General features: G+C 65.3%; 19 protein-coding genes. 11 read left to right on the top strand and 8 right to left on the bottom strand.

What is annotated here, in order from left to right:
• Positions 1 to 10: 10 nt before the first annotated feature.
• The 4 genes from cydB to purT form a co-directional block, all read right to left on the bottom strand.
• Positions 11 to 1165, bottom strand: a complete 1155-nt coding sequence (gene cydB / locus ACI0FO_RS13475) for a cytochrome d ubiquinol oxidase subunit II (RefSeq protein ID WP_416027317.1) — start codon at positions 1163 to 1165, stop codon at positions 11 to 13.
• A 13-nt stretch (positions 1166 to 1178) separates the two neighbouring features.
• Positions 1179 to 2753, bottom strand: coding sequence for a cytochrome ubiquinol oxidase subunit I (locus ACI0FO_RS13470; protein WP_105555913.1), 1575 nt, complete (start codon positions 2751 to 2753; stop codon positions 1179 to 1181).
• A gap of 129 nt (positions 2754 to 2882) precedes the next feature.
• Positions 2883 to 3428: a GbsR/MarR family transcriptional regulator gene (locus tag ACI0FO_RS13465; protein ID WP_105555912.1), complete on the bottom strand. Its 546-nt coding sequence runs from the start codon at positions 3426 to 3428 to the stop codon at positions 2883 to 2885.
• Positions 3429 to 3748: 320 nt separating this feature from the next.
• On the bottom strand, positions 3749 to 4966 hold the full coding sequence (gene purT / locus ACI0FO_RS13460) for a formate-dependent phosphoribosylglycinamide formyltransferase (RefSeq protein WP_416027316.1): 1218 nt from the start codon (positions 4964 to 4966) through the stop codon (positions 3749 to 3751).
• A 104-nt stretch (positions 4967 to 5070) separates the two neighbouring features.
• On the opposite strand from purT, the gene ACI0FO_RS13455 reads away from it, so the two are divergent.
• The 9 genes from ACI0FO_RS13455 (at position 5071) to ACI0FO_RS13415 (ending at position 12605) form a co-directional block, all read left to right on the top strand.
• On the top strand, positions 5071 to 6060 hold the full coding sequence (locus tag ACI0FO_RS13455; protein WP_416027315.1) for a KpsF/GutQ family sugar-phosphate isomerase: 990 nt from the start codon (positions 5071 to 5073) through the stop codon (positions 6058 to 6060).
• Complete coding sequence (locus ACI0FO_RS13450; RefSeq protein WP_105555910.1) at positions 6057 to 6665, top strand: KdsC family phosphatase; 609 nt, start codon at positions 6057 to 6059, stop codon at positions 6663 to 6665. The genes ACI0FO_RS13455 and ACI0FO_RS13450 overlap by 4 nt, the downstream gene beginning before the upstream one ends.
• Before the next feature lie 37 nt (positions 6666 to 6702).
• Entirely contained in the window at positions 6703 to 7335 is a 633-nt protein-coding gene (lptC, locus tag ACI0FO_RS13445) for an LPS export ABC transporter periplasmic protein LptC (protein ID WP_416027314.1), read from the top strand.
• Positions 7332 to 7982, top strand: a complete 651-nt coding sequence (gene lptA, locus ACI0FO_RS13440; RefSeq protein ID WP_416027313.1) for a lipopolysaccharide transport periplasmic protein LptA — start codon at positions 7332 to 7334, stop codon at positions 7980 to 7982. Before lptC ends, lptA begins: the two co-directional genes overlap by 4 nt.
• 33 nt (positions 7983 to 8015) lie before the next feature.
• Positions 8016 to 8810 carry an LPS export ABC transporter ATP-binding protein gene (gene lptB / locus ACI0FO_RS13435; RefSeq protein ID WP_416027311.1) on the top strand — a complete coding sequence of 265 codons (795 nt, stop codon included), beginning with the start codon at positions 8016 to 8018 and terminating at the stop codon, positions 8808 to 8810.
• A gap of 221 nt (positions 8811 to 9031) precedes the next feature.
• Positions 9032 to 9370, top strand: coding sequence for a ribosome hibernation-promoting factor, HPF/YfiA family (hpf, locus tag ACI0FO_RS13430; RefSeq protein ID WP_006216296.1), 339 nt, complete (start codon positions 9032 to 9034; stop codon positions 9368 to 9370).
• Between the two features lie 376 nt (positions 9371 to 9746).
• Positions 9747 to 10202, top strand: coding sequence for a PTS sugar transporter subunit IIA (locus ACI0FO_RS13425; protein ID WP_006224727.1), 456 nt, complete (start codon positions 9747 to 9749; stop codon positions 10200 to 10202).
• Between the two features lie 20 nt (positions 10203 to 10222).
• Positions 10223 to 11149, top strand: a complete 927-nt coding sequence (gene hprK, locus ACI0FO_RS13420; protein ID WP_006216298.1) for an HPr(Ser) kinase/phosphatase — start codon at positions 10223 to 10225, stop codon at positions 11147 to 11149.
• A gap of 22 nt (positions 11150 to 11171) precedes the next feature.
• Entirely contained in the window at positions 11172 to 12605 is a 1434-nt protein-coding gene (locus tag ACI0FO_RS13415) for a PLP-dependent aminotransferase family protein (RefSeq protein WP_416027309.1), read from the top strand.
• Between the two features lie 18 nt (positions 12606 to 12623).
• On the opposite strand, the gene ACI0FO_RS13410 is transcribed toward ACI0FO_RS13415, so the two are convergent.
• Together ACI0FO_RS13410 and ACI0FO_RS13405 are read right to left on the bottom strand one after the other, a co-directional pair.
• Positions 12624 to 13907, bottom strand: coding sequence for a cytochrome c (locus ACI0FO_RS13410; RefSeq protein ID WP_416027307.1), 1284 nt, complete (start codon positions 13905 to 13907; stop codon positions 12624 to 12626).
• 10 nt (positions 13908 to 13917) lie between these two features.
• A complete protein-coding gene (locus ACI0FO_RS13405; protein ID WP_416027305.1) occupies positions 13918 to 14676 on the bottom strand; it encodes a c-type cytochrome in 759 nt (252 codons plus the stop codon).
• Positions 14677 to 14860: 184 nt separating this feature from the next.
• On the opposite strand from ACI0FO_RS13405, the gene rapZ reads away from it, so the two are divergent.
• A complete protein-coding gene (rapZ, locus tag ACI0FO_RS13400; protein ID WP_105555986.1) occupies positions 14861 to 15733 on the top strand; it encodes an RNase adapter RapZ in 873 nt (290 codons plus the stop codon).
• Positions 15730 to 16695 (top strand): septal ring lytic transglycosylase RlpA family protein, encoded by a 966-nt coding sequence (locus ACI0FO_RS13395; protein ID WP_416027303.1) that lies wholly within the window; start codon positions 15730 to 15732, stop codon positions 16693 to 16695. The genes rapZ and ACI0FO_RS13395 overlap by 4 nt, the downstream gene beginning before the upstream one ends.
• Before the next feature lie 41 nt (positions 16696 to 16736).
• On the opposite strand, the gene ACI0FO_RS13390 is transcribed toward ACI0FO_RS13395, so the two are convergent.
• Positions 16737 to 17321, bottom strand: a complete 585-nt coding sequence (locus ACI0FO_RS13390) for a methylated-DNA--[protein]-cysteine S-methyltransferase (RefSeq protein ID WP_416027301.1) — start codon at positions 17319 to 17321, stop codon at positions 16737 to 16739.
• Between the two features lie 3 nt (positions 17322 to 17324).
• On the bottom strand, positions 17325 to 18260 hold the full coding sequence (rsmI, locus tag ACI0FO_RS13385) for a 16S rRNA (cytidine(1402)-2'-O)-methyltransferase (protein ID WP_313461987.1): 936 nt from the start codon (positions 18258 to 18260) through the stop codon (positions 17325 to 17327).
• Positions 18261 to 18314 lie beyond the last annotated feature (54 nt).

Below are 18314 nucleotides of genomic sequence, written 5' to 3'. Positions count from 1 at the left end.
GGCTCCTTTTTCAGTAAGAGTTGGGCGTGTCGCCCACGGAATCATGGGTGACCTTGCCGCGCATGACGCGATACACCCAGGCGGTGTAGAGCGTGACGATAGGCAGGAAGATGACCACCGCGATCACCATGATCCACAGCGTCAGATGGCTGGACGACGCGTCCCAGACGGTCAGGCCGGCTTGGGGATTGGTCGACGAGGGCATCAGGAACGGGAAAAGCGAAAAGCCCACCGTCAGGATGACGCCCGTAATCGACAGTGCAGAGGCCAGGAACGACAGGACATGGGCGCGCACGCTCAAGAGCAGCAGCACCAGCACCGCACCCGCCACGCCCAGCGCCGGCGCGATCCACATCAACGGCCATTTCGCATAGTTGGCCATCCAGGCGCCGGCCTGCACGCTCACGGACTTGAGCATGGGGTCGGACGGCCCCTTCATGTCGACTGCGCTGGTGATGACGTGGCCGCTGAGCCCGCCCGCGACCCAAAAGCCGCCCGCGACGAACAGCGCCACCGTCAGCAACGCCAGCAGGCGCCCCCAATTGCGCGCCCGCGACGAAATGGGGTCTTCCGTGCGCCAGGCCAGCAGCACCGCGCCGTGCATGGCCAGCATCACCACGCTCAACACGCCGCACAACAGCGCGAATGGCGTGAACAGCTGGTAGAAATGGCCTTCGTACACCATCCGCAGTGCAGAACCCTGGAAGGTGAACGGCACGCCCAGAATGATGTTGCCGACCGCCACCCCAAACACCAGCGAGGCCACCACGCCCGAAAAACACAGCACGCCGTCCCAGCTATTACGCCAGCGGGTGCCTTCCATCTTGCTGCGGTACTTGAAGCCCACGGGGCGCAGGATCAGCGCGATCAGCGCCAACATCATCGCCAGGTAGAACCCGGAGAACGACGCGGCATACAGCAGCGGCCAGGCCGCGAAGATCGCGCCGCCCGCCGTGATCAGCCAGACCTGGTTGCCTTCCCATACGGGGCCGACCACGTTGATCACCACGCGGCGCTCGGCGTCGGTCTTGGCCACGACGGGCAGCAAGGCGGCCACCCCCAGGTCGAAGCCGTCCATCACGGCGAAGCCGATCAGCAACGCGCCCAGCAGCACCCACCAGATCACGCGCAAGGTGCCATAGTCAAAAGGAATAAGGGTATCCATCTGCTTCTCCCCCTCAGGCGCGCACGGCGGCGCGCACAGGATCGGCGGCGGCGTTGCCCGCCGTCGGCCCATCGGATTTCGGACCCGCCTTGATGGCGTGCAACATTACCTTCACGCCGATGATCAGCAGGACCGTGTACAGCACCAGGAAGATAGCCAGGCTGATGGCCAGGTCGGCGATCGTCAGGCCCGAGGCGGCGTAGTACGTGGGCAGCACGCCCTCGATCACCCAGGGCTGACGGCCGTATTCCGCCACGAACCATCCGCTTTCAATGGCGACCCACGGCAGCGGCAGGCTCCACAACGCCACCTTGAGCAGCCCGCGGCGGCTGTCCAGACGGCCGCGAGAGGCCAGCCAGAACGCCACGCCGAAGAACAGAATCAAGTACATGCCCACCGCCACCATGATGCGGAACGCCCAGAACAGCGGCGCCACATTCGGCACGGTGTCCACCGCAGCCTTCTTGATATCGGCTTCGGTGACTTTGCTCATGTCTTCCTGGTAACGCTTGACCAGCAAGGCGTAACCCAGGTCGGGCCAGGTCTTGTCGAACGTCAGGCGCGCGTCCACGTCCTTGGGATTGGCGCGGATCTTCTGCAACGCGTCGTAGGCGACCATGCCGTCGCGGATGCGGTTCTCAGCGCGCAGGATCAGGTCGTCGATGCCCAGCAGCGGCGTGGTCAGGGAACGCGTGCCGATGATGCCCATGACGTAGGGGATCTCGATGGCGAAGTCGTTCTTGCGTTCAGCCTGGTTGGGGATCGCGATCAGGTTGAAGGAGGCAGGCGCCGGCTCGGTGTGCCACATCGACTCCATCGCCGCGATCTTCATCTTCTGGTGTTCCGTGGTCAGGTAGCCGCTTTCGTCTCCCAGCACCACGACCGACAGCGCACCCGCCAGGCCGAAGCTGGCGGCCACCGCCATCGAACGCTTGGCCAGGTCGGTATGACGGCCCTTCAACAGGTACCAGGCGCTGATCGACATCACGAACATGGCGCCCGCAACATACCCTGCGCTGACCGTGTGCACGAACTTGGCTTGCGCCACCGGGTTGAAGATCACCGCCGCGAAGTCGGTCATCTCCATGCGCATGGTGTCAGGATTGAAGATCGCGCCCACCGGGTTCTGCATCCAGCCGTTGGCGATCAAGATCCACAGGGCCGAGAAGTTCGTGCCGAACGCCACCAGCCACGTCACCACCAGATGGCTGACCTTGGACATGCGGTTCCAGCCGAAGAAGAACAGGCCGACGAAGGTGGCTTCCAGGAAGAAGGCCATCAGCCCTTCCAGCGCGAGCGGGGCGCCGAAGATGTCGCCCACGTAGTGACTGTAGTAAGACCAGTTCATACCGAACTGGAACTCCATCACCACGCCGGTAGCGACGCCGAGCGCGAAATTGATGCCGAAAAGCGTGCCCCAGAACATGGTCATCCGCTTCCAGATGGGGCGGCCGGTCATGACGTACACGCTTTCCATGATGGCCAGGATGAACGACAGGCCAAGCGTGAGAGGGACGAACAGGAAGTGGTAAAGCGCGGTCGCGGCAAACTGGAATCGCGACAGATTTACGACGTCGAGATCAATCATTGGGGCGCTCCCAAGCAGTTGAGGTGCCGCGGCAACCGGCATGGTTCCCAGGCCGTCTCTCGCGCCATGTTACGGGCGTTGCAAACAACTTCATAGAGGTTTCCTGAAAAATCGGGGCGCATGGGCAAATCAGCCTTTGCCCCGCAATTTGCCGGCGAAGCCCAGCACTTTCTGCACTTGCGAACCCAGTCGCATGAGCTTTTGCACGGTCTCCGGGGGCAGGCGTTGAACCTCATCGAACCATCCGGAAGACAGTTCGATGAGCTCCAACATTTCGGTCATGCGCTGCTGGGCGTAGGCGTCGTTGGGCCCCGACGGCGTTTCCAGCAGGGTGTCACGCAGCAGAGTGAGCGTGGGATTGATTTCTCGCTTGCGCTTTTCTTCCATCAGGATGCGGAAGATCTCCCACACGTCTTTGGGCGTCTCGAAGTAGTCACGACGGTCACCGACCTGGTGGATCAGCTTGACCAGCCGCCAAGACTGCAGCTCTTTCAGCCCCAGGCTGACGTTCGAGCGCGAGAACCCCAGCGTTTCCGCAATGTCGTCGGCATTCAGGGGGTCGGGATGCAGGAACAGCAGGGCGTAGATCTGGCCGACAGTGCGGTTCACGCCCCAGCGGCTGCCCATTTCGCCGAAATGCAGGACGAAGCGTTCGTTTTGAGGAGTAAGAACCATAAGTTATCGGCGCCAGCGGTCGGATCACGGTGCGGCTGATAAATACAGTTACACCGTTTTCAGTAATTCCTGAAATTATCGAACAAACTGTGAGAAAGCGCAAACCACACTGGCGGCGTGGGCAATGGCGCAAGCCGCGCTACGGTCGGGGCGGCGGGCGGCGCGGCAAGGGCAGCCAGTCGGCGGCTAAACCCGGCCCTGCGGCCCCAATGCAAGCAGCCACCGGCCAAAGGCGGGTGGCTGCGGACGGCGCGGGTGCCTGAAAAGGGGGGCAGGCGCCCCGGCGGAAATGACAATAGGGCGGGCGTCGCCCGGCGGTATCAGCCCGCCTTGACCGAGACGGCGGCGGACACGCGCTTGGCCTTGGCGCGGGCGGTCGCGACATCGTCGGCAACGGCCAGGCCCACGCCCATGCGGCGCTTGACGAAGGATTCGGGCTTGCCGAACAGGCGGATATCCGTGCCGGCTTCCGCCAGGGCTTCCGCCACGTGATGGAACGACACGGCGGCGGCATCCACCCCGCCGTAGATAACGCTGCTGGCCCCCGGTTGGCGCAGGCGCGTATCCACCGGCAGCCCCAGCAGCGCGCGGGCGTGCAATTCGAATTCGTTCTGGGCCTGCGTGATCATGGTCACCATGCCCGTGTCGTGCGGACGCGGGCTGACTTCCGAGAACCAGACCTGGTCGCCGGCCACGAAGAGCTCGACGCCGAAAATGCCCAGCCCGCCCAGGTCGGCCGTGACGGCCAGGGCGATTTCGCGGGCCCGCGCCAGCGCGGCGGGCGACATCGGGTGCGGCTGCCAGCTTTCGACGTAGTCACCATCGACTTGTTTGTGGCCGATGGGCTCGCAATAGTGGGTCTCGACGCGGCCGTCGGCGCCCCGGGCGCGGACGGTCAGCAGCGTGATTTCGTAGTCGAAGCGGATGAAGCCCTCGACGATGGCCCGGCCGCCGCCCACGCGGCCGCCTTCCTGGGCGTACCGCCACGATTGCGCCACGTCGTCCGCGCTTTTGATTACCGACTGACCCTTGCCGGATGAAGACATGACGGGCTTGATGACGCAGGGGTAACCGATGCCGCCGTCGATGGCCGCGCGCAATTCGGCTTCGGTATCGACGAATTTGTACGGGGAAGTCGGCAGGCCCAGGGTCTCGGCGGCCAAGCGGCGGATGCCCTCGCGATTCATGGTCAATTGGGCCGCGCGGGCGGTCGGGGTCACGCGCGCCACGCCGGCCGCTTCCAGCTCCACCAGCAAACTCGTGGCAATAGCCTCGATTTCGGGGACAATAACGTGCGGCCGTTCCTGTTCGATGATCTTCTTCAGGGCGTCCGCGTCGGTCATCGAGACCACGTGCGCCCGGTGCGCCACCTGATGGCCAGGCGCATCGGCGTACCGATCCACCGCAATGACTTCCACGCCCAGCCTCTGCAGGGCAATGATGACCTCTTTACCCAATTCGCCCGATCCGAGCAGCATGACGCGGGTGGCCAGGGGGGACAGGGGCGTGCCAAGGACGGGGCTGGAAATGCTGGACATGGAGCGGGCCTGGATAGAAGGATTGAAAGCCGTTGAAAACAGCCGCCAGGATGCCATACGCCCCTGCCGGGGGCAAACCCGCATACTGATATTAAAATCGCCGCATGACTGATCATCCCACCACATCGTCCGATACCGCGCTGGCATCCGCGCGCAGAACGCTGCAAATCGAAAGTCAGGGTTTGCTGGACCTGTCCGCGCGGTTGGACGACTCCTTTACCCAAGTTGTCGCCCTGCTGCTGGCCTGCCGCGGCCGCGTCGTCGTCACCGGCATCGGCAAGACCGGCCATATCGCCCGCAAGATCGCCGCGACGTTCGCCTCGACCGGCACGCCCGCCTTCTTCGTGCATGCCGCGGAAGCGGTCCATGGCGACCTGGGCATGATCACGCGGGACGATGTCGTCATCGCCGTCTCGTATTCGGGCGCGGGCCAAGAGCTCCTGACCATTTTGCCGGTGGCGCGCCGCATGGGCGCGAAGCTGGTCGCGATTACCGGCAACCCGCAATCGGAACTGGCGCTGCTGGCCGACGTGCACCTGGACGGCAGCGTAGCGGTGGAGGCTTGCCCGCTGAACCTGGCCCCCACCGCCAGCACCACGGCGGCGCTGGCCCTGGGCGACGCCCTCGCGGTTGCCTGCCTGGAAGCGCGCGGCTTCGGCCCGCAGGATTTTGCGCGGTCGCATCCGGGCGGCGCTCTTGGCCGCCGCCTGCTGACGCACGTGCGCGACGTGATGCGCCAGGGCAACGCCCTGCCGATCGTGCTGGCCGGCACCCCGGTGTCCCAGGCGCTGGAAGTCATGTCGGCAAAAGGCATGGGCATGACGGTCATCACCGACGCGCAGCGCCGCCCCCTGGGCATCTTCACCGACGGCGACTTGCGCCGCCTGATCGCCCGGCACGGCGATATCCGAAGCCTGACCGTGGAGGCCGGCATGACCCGGTCGCCACGCAGCATCAACCCCGACGCGCTTGCCGTCGAAGCCGCCCAGCAGATGGACGAGCTACGGCTCAGCCAGATGCTGGTGCTGGACAATGACGGCGCGCTGCTCGGCGCCTTGCACATGCACGATCTGATGGCCGCTAAAGTGGTATGACTATGAATCTTCCTGCTTCCGTGACTCACCCGGCCGAAGCGCTGGTCCTTGCCCGTATTCCCGCCACCGTGCGCGACCGTGCCGCGGCCGTGCGCCTGATGGTGTTCGACGTCGACGGCGTGCTGACCGACGGCAGCCTTTACTATGGCGAAAGCGGCGAACTGCAAAAGCGCTTTCACGCGCTGGACGGCCACGGGCTGCGCCTGCTGATGGAAGGCGGCCTGAAAGTGGCGCTGATGACCGGCCGCTCGGGCCCCATCGTGGCGCGCCGTGCTGCCGAACTGGGCATCGCGGAAGTCATGCAAGGGGTGCGCGACAAGGGCGCGGCCCTGGTAGAACTTGCGCAACGCAACGCTGTCCAACTGAACCAGACCGGCTATATGGGCGATGACATCATCGACCTGCCGGCCATGCAGCGCGCAGGCTTCGCCGTCAGCGTGCCGAACGCGCCCGGCTATGTCAGCCAGGCGGCGCATTGGGTCTCGACGCAACCAGGCGGCAGCGGCGCGGTGCGCGAATGCTGCGACCTGCTGCTGGCCTCCCAGGGGCGCCTGGGCGCGTTCCTGGCAGCGCCGGGCCTGCTAGGCCCCGGCGCTATCCAATGACCCCCTTGAACCCGCACACGCCCGCGCGGCGAACCTGATGAAAGAACGTTTCCCTTCACTGATCGCGCTGTTCCTCCTGCTGGTGCTTGTCGCCAGTTCCTGGTGGGCGGCCGATTACGCGCAGCGCGCCGTCCAGGTGGATCCGCCGCGTCGCCTCACCCACGAGATGGACGCGTGGTCGCGCGATTTCGTCATGCTGCGCACCGATCCATCGGGACGCCCCATCAACCGGCTGGAAGGCGAATACGCCGAACACTTCCCGGACGATGATTCGTACCACATCACGGCGCCGCGTGCGGTGGGCCAACGCGAAGCCAACCCCATCACGGTGGGCGTCTCGAAGACCGCCGTGATGGAGCAAGGCGGCAAGCGCATCGTCATGAACGGCGATGCCCACGTACACCGCCAGCCCGACGCCAACAACGACGTGCTGGACGTGCGCAGCCAGCAGTTGATCATCCTGCCGGACGAAGATGTGGTTTTCACCGACCTGCCCGCCGAGGTGATCAAGGGCCGTTCGCGCATGAACGGCAAGGGCATGCACTACAACAACAAAACACGCCAATTGCAGGTATCCGCGTCGACGGACGTCGAAATCTCCGGTTCCGAAGGCAAGCAGCAGCGCCAGACCGAGATACCCGCCAACAACTCTGACCAGAAGAAACCATGACCGACCTCCGGATTCTCCTTGCCCCGACGACCCGCCTGCTCGGCGCGGTCCTGCTGACGGCTTCGGTGCTTGCGCCGGCGCATGCCCAGGACGCCGCGGCCAAGCCCGCGGCCGGCGCGAGCAAGGCGGCAGCGCCCGCCGAGGAGCCCAGCACGCTGATCCTGTCGGACACGCTGCACTATGACGACGTGAAAAAGCAGAGCGTCTTCACGGGCAACGTCAACATGACGCGCGGCCTCATGACGCTGACCTCCGATACGCTGGAAATGCACGAGGACGCCCAGGGCGGCCAATACGGCACGGCGACCGCCAACAAAGGCAAAGTCGTGACCATCCGCCAGGAACGCCCCGAGACGTTCGAACTGATCGAAGGCAAGGGGCTGCGCGCCGAATACGACGGCACCAAAAGCACCTTCGACCTGATCGGCCAGGCCGTGGTCGTCCGTTACGTCTGTGGCAAACCGTTCGACACGATTCGCGGCGAACGGGTACGCTACAACGAGAAAACCGGAACCTACGAAGCCCAGGGCGGCCCGAATTCCGCGGCCGCTGGCGGACGCGTCCGCTCGGTCGCCGAGCCCCGCGCCAAGTCGGACGCGGCGGTCGCCGAATGCCGCAAACAGCAAGCCGCCAAGAAAGGGCGCTAAGCCGCCCCCCATGCAACACCACTCGCAGCCACGATGAATCAACCTTCTGTGCCGACCCCCGTGACCTCCGCCCCCTCCGGGGTCAAGCAGGGCAGCCTGCGCGCAACGGGTTTGCGCAAGACCTATAACGGCCGGACCGTGGTGCAGGACGTGTCCCTGTCCGTCGTCAGCGGCGAAGTCGTCGGCCTGCTGGGCCCCAACGGCGCCGGCAAGACCACCAGCTTCTACATGATCGTGGGCCTGGTGCCCGCGGATGCCGGCCGCATCGAAATCGACGGCGCGCCCATCACGGCAATGCCGATCCACAAGCGCGCGCGCATGGGCCTGTCGTACCTGCCGCAGGACGCCTCTGTATTCCGCCGCCTGACGGTGGAACAGAATATCCGCGCGGTACTGGAATTGCAGGTCGACGCCGACGGACGCGCGCTTTCCACGCCCAAGATCAACGAGCAGATGGAATCCTTGCTGGAAGAGCTCCAAATCGGCCACATCCGCAGCAATGCCGCGATCTCGCTGTCGGGCGGCGAACGCCGCCGCGTGGAAATCGCGCGCGCGCTGGCCACCAGCCCGCGCTTCATCCTGCTGGATGAACCCTTCGCCGGCGTGGACCCCATTGCCGTCATCGAAATCCAGCGCATCGTCCGGTTCCTGAAGGGCCGCGGCATCGGCGTGCTGATCACCGACCACAACGTGCGCGAAACACTGGGCATCTGCGACCGCGCCTACATCATCAGCGAGGGCAAAGTGCTGACCGACGGCCATCCCGACGAAATCGTGGGTGATCCGGCGGTGCGCCGCGTCTATCTGGGCGAGCACTTCCGCATGTAACAGGCACCCTGGGGAAGACCCCTAGCCCCCCTGCGGGCAAGGATGAATACCTCCCTGGGACTCCGCCATAAAAATGCCATGTTCTTGCGCTAGGTCAGCTTGTTTTATCGGCCCGAGTCTATACACTAGTACTTAACGAACCACCCAATCAAGGAGAACGCCTAACGACCTCACCGCGCATTTTGCGCACCCATTTTTCTCTTTTAGAAGGAGAGCACACTATGAACCTGAGCATCTGCGGTCGTCACCTCGACGTCACCCCGGCAATCCGGGAATATGTCATGAACAAATTGGCGCGAGTGCTGCGGCATTTCGATCACGTCATCGATACCCAGGTCATGCTCTCAGTAGAGCCCCTGCGGCATAGAGCCGAAATCACCATGCGTCTAAGCGGTAAGGACATTCATTGTGAAGCAACCGATGAAAACCTCTATGCAGCCATAGACCTTCTTGCTGACAAAGTCGACCGTCAGGTCATCAAGCACAAGGACAAGGTACGAAGTCACTCAGCGGAGTCCGTGAAGCGGCAAGCGGCGAGCCTCTCGCCACCCCAGCAGTAATGCGCTTCATGATCACTCGCCCTGGGCGATCAAGCTAAACAGCGATTGTAAAAATCCTGCCTAAGTCCCGGTGTCCCGCTAGACGTCAGTCCAGCCGGGGCATCGGCAAAAGTCCCTGCACTATCCCTTCCGCGTTACTCCCCAATAGCTTTGTCCCTGAATCTTCGGTTTGCCCGAAGACCCGTGGTTGCGCCGTGGATTTCCGGCTTTTCGCGTCGTTATCGGCCTGTTGAAGCGGGCGGCGGCCCTCGGAATGCCCACAATCCGGCGCGATCAGTCTATGCTGTCGCTCTTGCCGTAAGGTCGTCCGCCCACACGATGGGCGCGGCCCGAGGCCAATTTATTGCACTGCGTCATATAACCATATAATGATCCGATGAATCATTTGTCGCGCATCCTACCCGCCGGCAACGTCGTGCTCGATATGCTCGCAACGAGCAAGAAACGTGCGTTCGAACAAGCTGGCCTTCTTTTTGAAAACAACCATGGCTTGGCGCGCGCGCTCGTGTTCGACAGCCTGTTTGCCCGGGAACGTCTAGGCTCTACTGCCCTTGGGCAGGGCGTTGCCGTTCCCCACGGCCGCGTGAAGGGATTGGAGCAGGCGCTGGCGGCATTCATCCGCTTGGCGCAGCCCATCACTTTCGACGCGCCCGACGGGCAACCCGTGTCGATGCTGCTCTGCCTGCTGGTGCCGGAAACAGCCACCCAGCAGCACCTGGACATCCTGGCCGAACTCGCTCAACTCATGTCCAACAAGGCATTGCGCGAAGCCCTGGCCACGGAGGCCGATCCGGCCATCGTCCACAAGATGCTCACGACCGGCCAACTCTGACCCTCCGCGGAAACGCTGCCATGCTCACGGTGCAGGAACTCGTCGACGACAACGCCGACAAAATCCCCTTCAACTGGATCTCGGGCCAAGGCGCCGCGGACCGCGCAATTCCCGATGACGGCATGGCGGCCGCCGACCTCGTCGGCCACTTGAACCTGATCCACCCCTCGCGCATCCAGGTGTTCGGGCAGGAAGAACTGGCGTACTACACCCGCTTCGACCTGCGTCGCCGCATGCATCACATGGACGAGCTGCTGATTGGCGGCGTGCCCGCCATCCTGCTGGCCGACGGCCTGACGCCGCCGCAAGACCTGGTCGACCAATGCGACCAGCACCAGGTGCCGCTGCTGTCCACCCCCGTGGCCGCCGCCCAATTGATCGACCTGCTGCGTATCTACCTCGGCAAGAAGCTTGCGCCCACCACCACCGTGCACGGCGTATTCCTTGACGTGCTGGGTTTGGGCGTACTGATCACCGGCGAATCCGGCCTGGGCAAAAGCGAACTGGCGCTGGAACTGATTTCACGCGGACACGGCCTGGTGGCCGATGACGCCGTGGAATTCTCGCGCACCGCGCCCAACATGATCGAAGGCCACTGCCCGCAACTGCTGCAGAACCTGCTGGAAGTGCGCGGCCTGGGCTTGCTCGACATCCGCACCATCTTCGGCGAAACCTCGGTGCGCCGGAAGATGCGCTTGAAGCTGATCGTGCATCTGGTGCGCGCCACCGCACAAGACAAGTTCGAGCGGCTGCCGCTGCAAGACATCACGCAAGACATGCTGGGCCTGCCCGTGCGCAAGGTGATGCTGCAAGTGGCCGCCGGCCGCAACCTGGCGGTGTTGGTCGAAGCCGCCGTGCGCAATACGATACTCAAGCTGCGCGGCATCGACACGCTGGGCGAGTTCATGGAACGCCAGGCCATGGCGATCCTGCAAAGCAGTAAATGAACGCGCGTCGCCACGCGGCACCGTGAGCCTGTACGAAACCCTGGCCGCCGAGATCGCCCAATCGATCGCGGATGGCGTATTGCGCGTCGGCGACAAACTGCCGTCCGTGCGCGATGCCTGTGCGGCCCGGGGCGTCAGCCCTTCCACGGTGTTCCAGGCGTACTACCTGCTGGAAGCGCGCGGCCTCATCCGCGCGCAGCCACGCTCGGGCTACTACGTGCACGCTCCGGCGGAATCCCTTCCCCCCGAACCGGGAGCATCCAGCCCCGACGGCGAGTCCACCGAACTCGCGATCAGCGAACGCATCTTCGACATCCTGGGATCCGTGCGCAACCGCGACGTGACGCCATTGGGGTCTGCCTTTCCCTCGCCATTGCTGTTTCCGCTGGCACGGCTGGCGCAAGCGATGGCCACGCACCTGAAGCGCCACGATCCCCTGGATACCGTCGAAGACTTGAGCCCCGGCAATCCGGGCCTGCGACGCCAAATCGCGCTGCGCTACCTGATCGGCGGCATCAACGTGCCCGCCAGCGACATCGTCGTGACCAACGGCGCGCTGGAAGCGCTGAACCTGTGCCTGCAAGCGGTCACGCAGCCAGGCGACACCGTGATCGTCGAAGCGCCCACGTTCTACGGCGCATTGCAGGCGCTTGAACGGCAGGGGCTGAAGGCCCTGGAAGTGCCGACCCATCCGCGTACCGGCATCGACCTGAACGCGATGGAGGCGGCCATCCAGCGGCACGCCCCCAAGGCCTGCTGGCTGATGACACAATTCCAGAATCCGCTGGGCAGCCTGATGCCGGACGACAGCAAGCGGCAATTGGTGGAATTGCTGGCGCGCCATGAGATCCCGCTGATCGAAGACGACGTCTACGGTGAACTGTATTTCGGCGCTGCGCGGCCGGTGCCCGCCAAAGCCTACGACAAGCAAGGGCTGGTGCTGCATTGCTCGTCATTTTCAAAATGCTTGGCCCCCGGTTACCGCATCGGTTGGGTCTCGGCCGGCCGCTACACGCAGCGCGTCCAGCGCTTGAAGTTGACGTCCACGCTGTCCGCCTCTGGCCCGGCACAAGGCGCGATCGCCGAATACCTGGAGCAAGGCGGCTACGACCGCCATCTGCGCCGGCTACGCGAAACGCTGCAGGCCCAGCAAGAACGCATGGCCGACGCAATTGCGCGCGAGTTCCCCGCCGGCACGCGCGTGACGCGTCCACAGGGGGGATTTTTCCTGTGGCTGGAGTTGCCCGCCGCGGTTGACGCGCTGGCATTGCACCGCGATGCGCTCGCGCGCGGCATCAGCGTGGCGCCTGGGCCGATATTTTCAGCAAGCGGCCAGTTCGCCAGCGCCGTGCGCCTGAACTATGGGCACCCCTGGGACGCCGCGCACGACACCGCCATCCAGGTACTGGGGGCCCTGGCGCGGCAAGCCTGCGAGCAGGCCGTCCGGCCACGCTAGCGCGCCGTCAATTCAACGTCAGTTCAACGTCGAAGCGGCGCGCGCCCGCTTGACCTCAAGCGCCGTGACGCCGCCGGCCTCGTTGCCCCAGCTATTGCGCAGGTACGACACCAGCATGGCGATGTCGTTGTCGTTCAGGATCTGGCCGAACGGCGGCATGCCATGCGGGCGGGGGTTGGCCGCCGTCGCGGGCGCATAGCCGCCGTCCAGCACCATGCGTATCACGTTGAGGGGTGAAGGCGCCGTCACCGTGGGGTTGCCCGCCAGCGCCGGCCAGGCCGTGCCGCTTCCCTCGCCTTTCGACTGATGGCACTGCGCGCACTGTTGTTCGTAGATCTTGCGGCCCAGCTCCATCGCAGCCGGCGCCGCCGCCACCTTCTGCCGCGGCGTGGAGGCCGGCGTGGCCGGTAGCGACTTGATGTAGACGCCGATCGCCAGCGCGTCGTCGTCGGTCAGGTGCTGCGTGCTGCCCAGCACCACTTCAGCCATCGGCCCGCTGGCGCTGGAATGCGCGGCAATGCCAGTCTTGAGCAGCGCCGCGATATCGGCCGCCGACCAGCGGCCCATGCCCGTCTGCATGTCGTTGGTCAGTGGCGGCGCATACCAATCCAGCACCGGGATGACGCCGCCGGTCAGGGATGCCGACTCGCGCGTCGCGCCCAGGCTGTTACGCGGCGTATGGCAGGCGGCGCAGTGCCCCAGACCTTCGACCAGATAGCGCCCGCGGTTCCATTGCACCGACTGGCCCGCGTCGGTTTCCCGCACGCCGGGCTTGAAGTACAACGCGCGCCATGCGGCCAGCAAGGCGCGCTGGTCGTAGGGGAAGTCCAGTTCGGGTGGGCGGTTGGGCTGATTGACGGGCGCCACGCTGCGCAAATAGGCATAAAGCGCATCGGCGTCGGCGCGCGTGACGCGCGTGTATTCCGTGTACGGAAAGGCGGGATACAGCAGCGTGCCGTCTTTCGATTTGCCGTTGTGCAGCGCTTGCCAGAAATCGTCGGCGGTCCAGGTGCCAATGCCGGTTTTGTCATCGGGGGTGATGTTCGGGCCAAACACCGTGCCAAACGGTGTCGGGATCGGCGTGCCGCCTGCCAGCGCCTTGCCGCCCCGGCTGGTGTGACAGGCCATGCAATTGCCCGCCAGCGCCAGATAACGCCCGCGCTCGATCAGCGTGGAGGCGTCGACGGCAGCCGCGGCAGGCCCGGTGCTGGTGTCATCGCGCGTGCCCATCCAATACAGGGCCCCCGCCGTGGCAACCACGGCCAGCAGCAACACACTGAGGATTCTCTTTATCAGTTTCATCGGGCACCCTTCAGCGTTGAGCCTGGCTGCCGCACTCCGCGGGCAGGCGCAGCGATCCAGCGGCCTCGGGCAGATAGGGCTCGCCGACCGGTTGCGAAGACAGCCACGCCGCCAGGGCGCCGATGTCGGCGGGGGTGAGTTTGTCGGCGATGTCGGCCATGCAATCCGGCGCGGCGGCGCGGCGCAGGCCGTTCTTCCAACTGCCGATCTGCGAACCGATGTAGTCGCGCGGCAAGCCCAGCAGGCCGGGGACGGCTGGCATCAGGCCGCTAAGCGTGGCGCCGTGACAGGCAGCACAGGCGGGCAGGCCGCGGGCGGCGTCGCCGTGCAAGGCCAGCGTGCGTCCGGCTTCCATCGTGGCATTGGACACCTGCGCGCGCGTCGGTGGCGGATACGGCACATGCTGCTGGGAGAAATACGCGGCCATCTCGCGCAGGTAGTCGTCGGGCAGGCCGGCCAGCAGATGCGCCATGGGGCGGTACTGGCGACGGTCATCGCGGAAATTCAACAGTTGGTGATAGAGATAGTCTTGCGGCTTGCCGGCCAGACGCGGGTAATAGCCGTCGGTGCCGGCCTTGCCCTGCGCGCCATGGCAGGCCGTACAGGCCGCGACCCGGGCCGCCATGGTGTCGGGGCGCAACGTGTCGGAAGCGGCAGGCTGCGCCAGCGCGGACGTTGCCATAAAGGCAACAACAGCCACCGACATCACGCGGAAAAGCGCCCCAAACCGCGGCAGTGAAACACTACAAAACGAAATGAGGGCTAACATCTAGGTCGAATTCCAATCCCCCGAAACGCATGACGGCGGGGCGCGTAAGTGAATCGATCAAGTATCCGGCCTCAAGCTTACGCCAGGGCAGATGAAACGGTACAGGCGCAGATTCCGAGTTTACGGCCATATCAGATGCCATCCCGCCGGCATCGTCCTGGAAAAGCGTGCCACAATTATGTCCATGTTGAAAGTCGTCCTTGTCACCGGCATCTCAGGCTCAGGCAAATCCGTTGCCCTGCGCATGCTCGAGGATGCCAGCTACACCTGCGTCGACAACCTGCCCGTCCGCTTCCTGACTGAATTCATCGCCAACGCACGGGATGACGGCCTTGAGCGCGTTGCCGTCGCCATCGACGTCCGGTCCCCCGGCGAACTGGCCGAGCTGCCCGACGTGGTCACGGCCCTGCGCGCCATGGGCACCAGCCTGCGCGTGGTGTTCCTGGACGCCAACACCTCGACGCTGGTGCAACGCTACTCCGAATCCCGGCGCCGCCATCCGCTCACCGACCGCCTTCAGCGCGGCGGCACCGCACCGTCGCTCACCGATTGCATCGCACTGGAGCGCGAACTGCTGGCGCCGCTGCGCGAACAAGAACATGTGATCGATACGTCCGACCTGACGCCCGGCCAATTGCGCGCCTGGGTGCGCGACCTGATCCAGGCCGACCGCGCGCCGTTGGTGCTGACGTTCGAGTCCTTCGCCTACAAGCGCGGCGTGCCCGGCGACGCCGACCTGGTGTTCGACGTGCGCTGCCTGCCCAACCCGCATTACGACCGCAACCTGCGTCCGCTGACTGGCCGCGACGAACCCGTGGCCACATGGCTGGCGGGGTACGAGCAGGTCGGGCAGATGATCGACGACATCGCCGGTTTCCTGAACCGCTGGCTGCCGCAGTACACGCAAGACACCCGCAACTATCTGACCGTGGCGATCGGCTGCACGGGTGGCCAGCACCGCTCTGTCTATGTGGTCGAGCAATTGGCGCTGCGCTTCGCCGATCACGACCCCCTGCTGGTGCGCCACCGCAACCAATTGCCCACCGAATCCGCATGATCCTGTCCCGTCCGCTCCACCTGATCCTGATGTTGCTGCTGGCCATTGCCGTGGCGGGATGCTCTTCCACCGGTGGACGCAAAAAGGGCGGCGGTTACTACAAGGACGACGGCCCGGACGCCAACCCGCCGTCCAACCTGGACCAGGTGCCCGACGCGGTGCCGCGTATCGAACCCTACGCCAGCGGCGCCAACCGGCCCTACGTGGTATTTGGTCAGCGCTATGTGCCGGACACCAGCGGCCAACCGTACAAAAAGCGCGGCATCGCGTCCTGGTACGGCAAGAAATTCCACGGCAATTCCACGTCCATCGGCGAGTCCTACGACATGTACGCCATGACGGCCGCCCATACGACGCTGCCCATCCCCAGCTATGCGCGCGTCACGAGCCTGGTCAACGGCAAGACGATCGTCGTGCGCGTGAACGACCGCGGGCCGTTCCATAGCGACCGGATCATGGACCTGTCCTATGTCGCGGCGTACAAGCTGGGCATCATCGGGCCGGGCAGCGGCCAGGTCGTCGTGGAGAGCATTCCGCAAGCGGAGATCCGCCGCCTGGCCTCGCAGGGCGCGCCGGCCGCGCCGGCGGCGTCGGAACCCGCTTCCGCCACGGGCTCGTTGCCCGTGCTGGCGCCGGTGGCCGCCGAGCCCGTCGCGCTGACCGCCGAGCCGCTGCCGGGCCCTGCCGCGGGGTCCGCGCCGGTGCGCCAAGCCCCGTCGGGCGGTGTTGGCACGGTCTATCTGCAAGTGGGCGCATTCAGCCAGTCGGCCAATGCGCAATCGCTCGTCGCCCGCATCAATTCGCAGTTGGGCGCGGCGGGCGCGCCGTCCGCCCAGGTAGAGCAAGCCAACAACCTGTACCGGGTCAGAATCGGGCCTTACCCCGATCGGCAAAGCGCCTTGGACGCCGTGCAACTGGTGTCGGACCGAATCGGCATACTGCCGAGCATCGCCGCGCAATAAGCACGGCGGCGGGCCAAGCCGGTCAACCCCCTATCAGCCGCCTACCAGGGCAATTCGGCCTGTCCGTCGCAGACGCGGCGCGCACGCGCGTTGCGGCTGACATACCGGTTGCCTTCGTGCGCCAGCAGCGCCTGCTTGCGCGGCAAGCCGCCGCCGAAGCCCGTCAACGAGGTATCGGCGCCGATCACGCGATGACAGGGAATGATGATGATGATGGGGTTGCGGCCCACTGCGCCGCCCACCGCTTGCGCCCCCTTCGGACGCCCCACCGTGCGCGCCAGATCGCCATAGCTGGCGAGCTTGCCGAAATCCAGCGCGCACAGCGCGTGCCAGACTTTGTGCTGGAATGTCGTGCCCACGGGATCTAGCGCCACGTCGAAGCCGCGGCGCTTGCCCGCGAACCATTCGTCCAGCTCGCGCCGCGCCTGCTCCAGGATTGGATCGGTTTCGGAATGCGTCCAGCCTTCGGCCGACGGCAGCAGTTCCTGGTCAGTGAACCAGGCGCCGCGCAGGCCCTTGGAGCTGGCGACCAGGCGCATTTCACCCAGCGGCGTGGGCATATCGCGATAGGTAATGGGTTCGAGGGGATCGGCGGGCTTGTTCGCCACGACCGTTGAATACACCATGCCTTACTCCGACGACTTCTTGCGGGCCAGCGCCCGGTTGTACAACACGTCGCGCGCCACGCCCGTGACCTTGGCAGCCACGCGGGTGGCGTCGCGCACCGACATCGATTCCAGCAACGCGTCCAGCAGCACGTCCGTGCGAGGGTCGGCTTCCTCGTCGACGTCTTGGCCCGCTTGCGCGTGGGCGATCAACACGAATTCGCCCTGTTCGCGATGCGAGTCCGCGGCCAGCCAACCGGCGGCCTCGCCCAGCGTGAAGGTAGCGATCTCTTCAAATCGTTTGGTGAGCTCGCGCGCGACGGTCAGTTGACGGTCGGGGCCGCAGACTTCCAACAGATCGGCCAGCGTGGCGGCCAACCGGTGCGGCGATTCGAACATGACGACCGGTGCCGGCAAGGCGCACCAGGAACGCAGCCAACGCTGGCGCGCCACGGCCTTGGGCGGCGGAAAGCCGGCAAACGCATAGGCCGGGTTTTCGTCGGTGGTGACGCCGCTGCCCATCAGGGCCGTAATCACCGCGCTGGGACCGGGCACGGGCACCACGGTGAAACCCGCTTCGCGCACGGCGCGCACCACGCGCGCGCCCGGATCGCTGACGGCGGGCGCGCCCGCGTCCGACACGAGCGCCACGCGCTGGCCTTGCGCCAGGCGTTCACAGATGGCTTGGGCAGCCGCAGCCTCGTTGTGGCGGTGGGCCGCCATGAGCGGCGTGCTGACCCCCCAGGCGTCCAGCAAGGTCCGGCTGGCCCGCGTGTCTTCGGCCGCGATCACATCGGCGCGTTGCAGGGCATGCCAGGCCCTCAGCCCCAGGTCGCCCAGGTTGCCGATCGGCGTGGCCACGACGTACAACGTCGACGCGGGCCAATGCTGCCCGGCCACGCGTTCGGCAACGCGATTCCAGGCATCGCCGGCAGGCGGGGGTGAGACATTTTGATTCATTGCAGCCTACTGACACGGAAAACCATGTCAGTGTAGCCGCCAATGCCCGCCCTT

It is taken from the genome of Achromobacter marplatensis, from assembly GCF_049060505.1.
Lineage (GTDB): Bacteria > Pseudomonadota > Gammaproteobacteria > Burkholderiales > Burkholderiaceae_B > Achromobacter > Achromobacter marplatensis_A.
The sequence above is the reverse complement of the archived record's forward strand: the minus strand, read 5'-3'. Positions and strand labels throughout refer to the sequence as shown.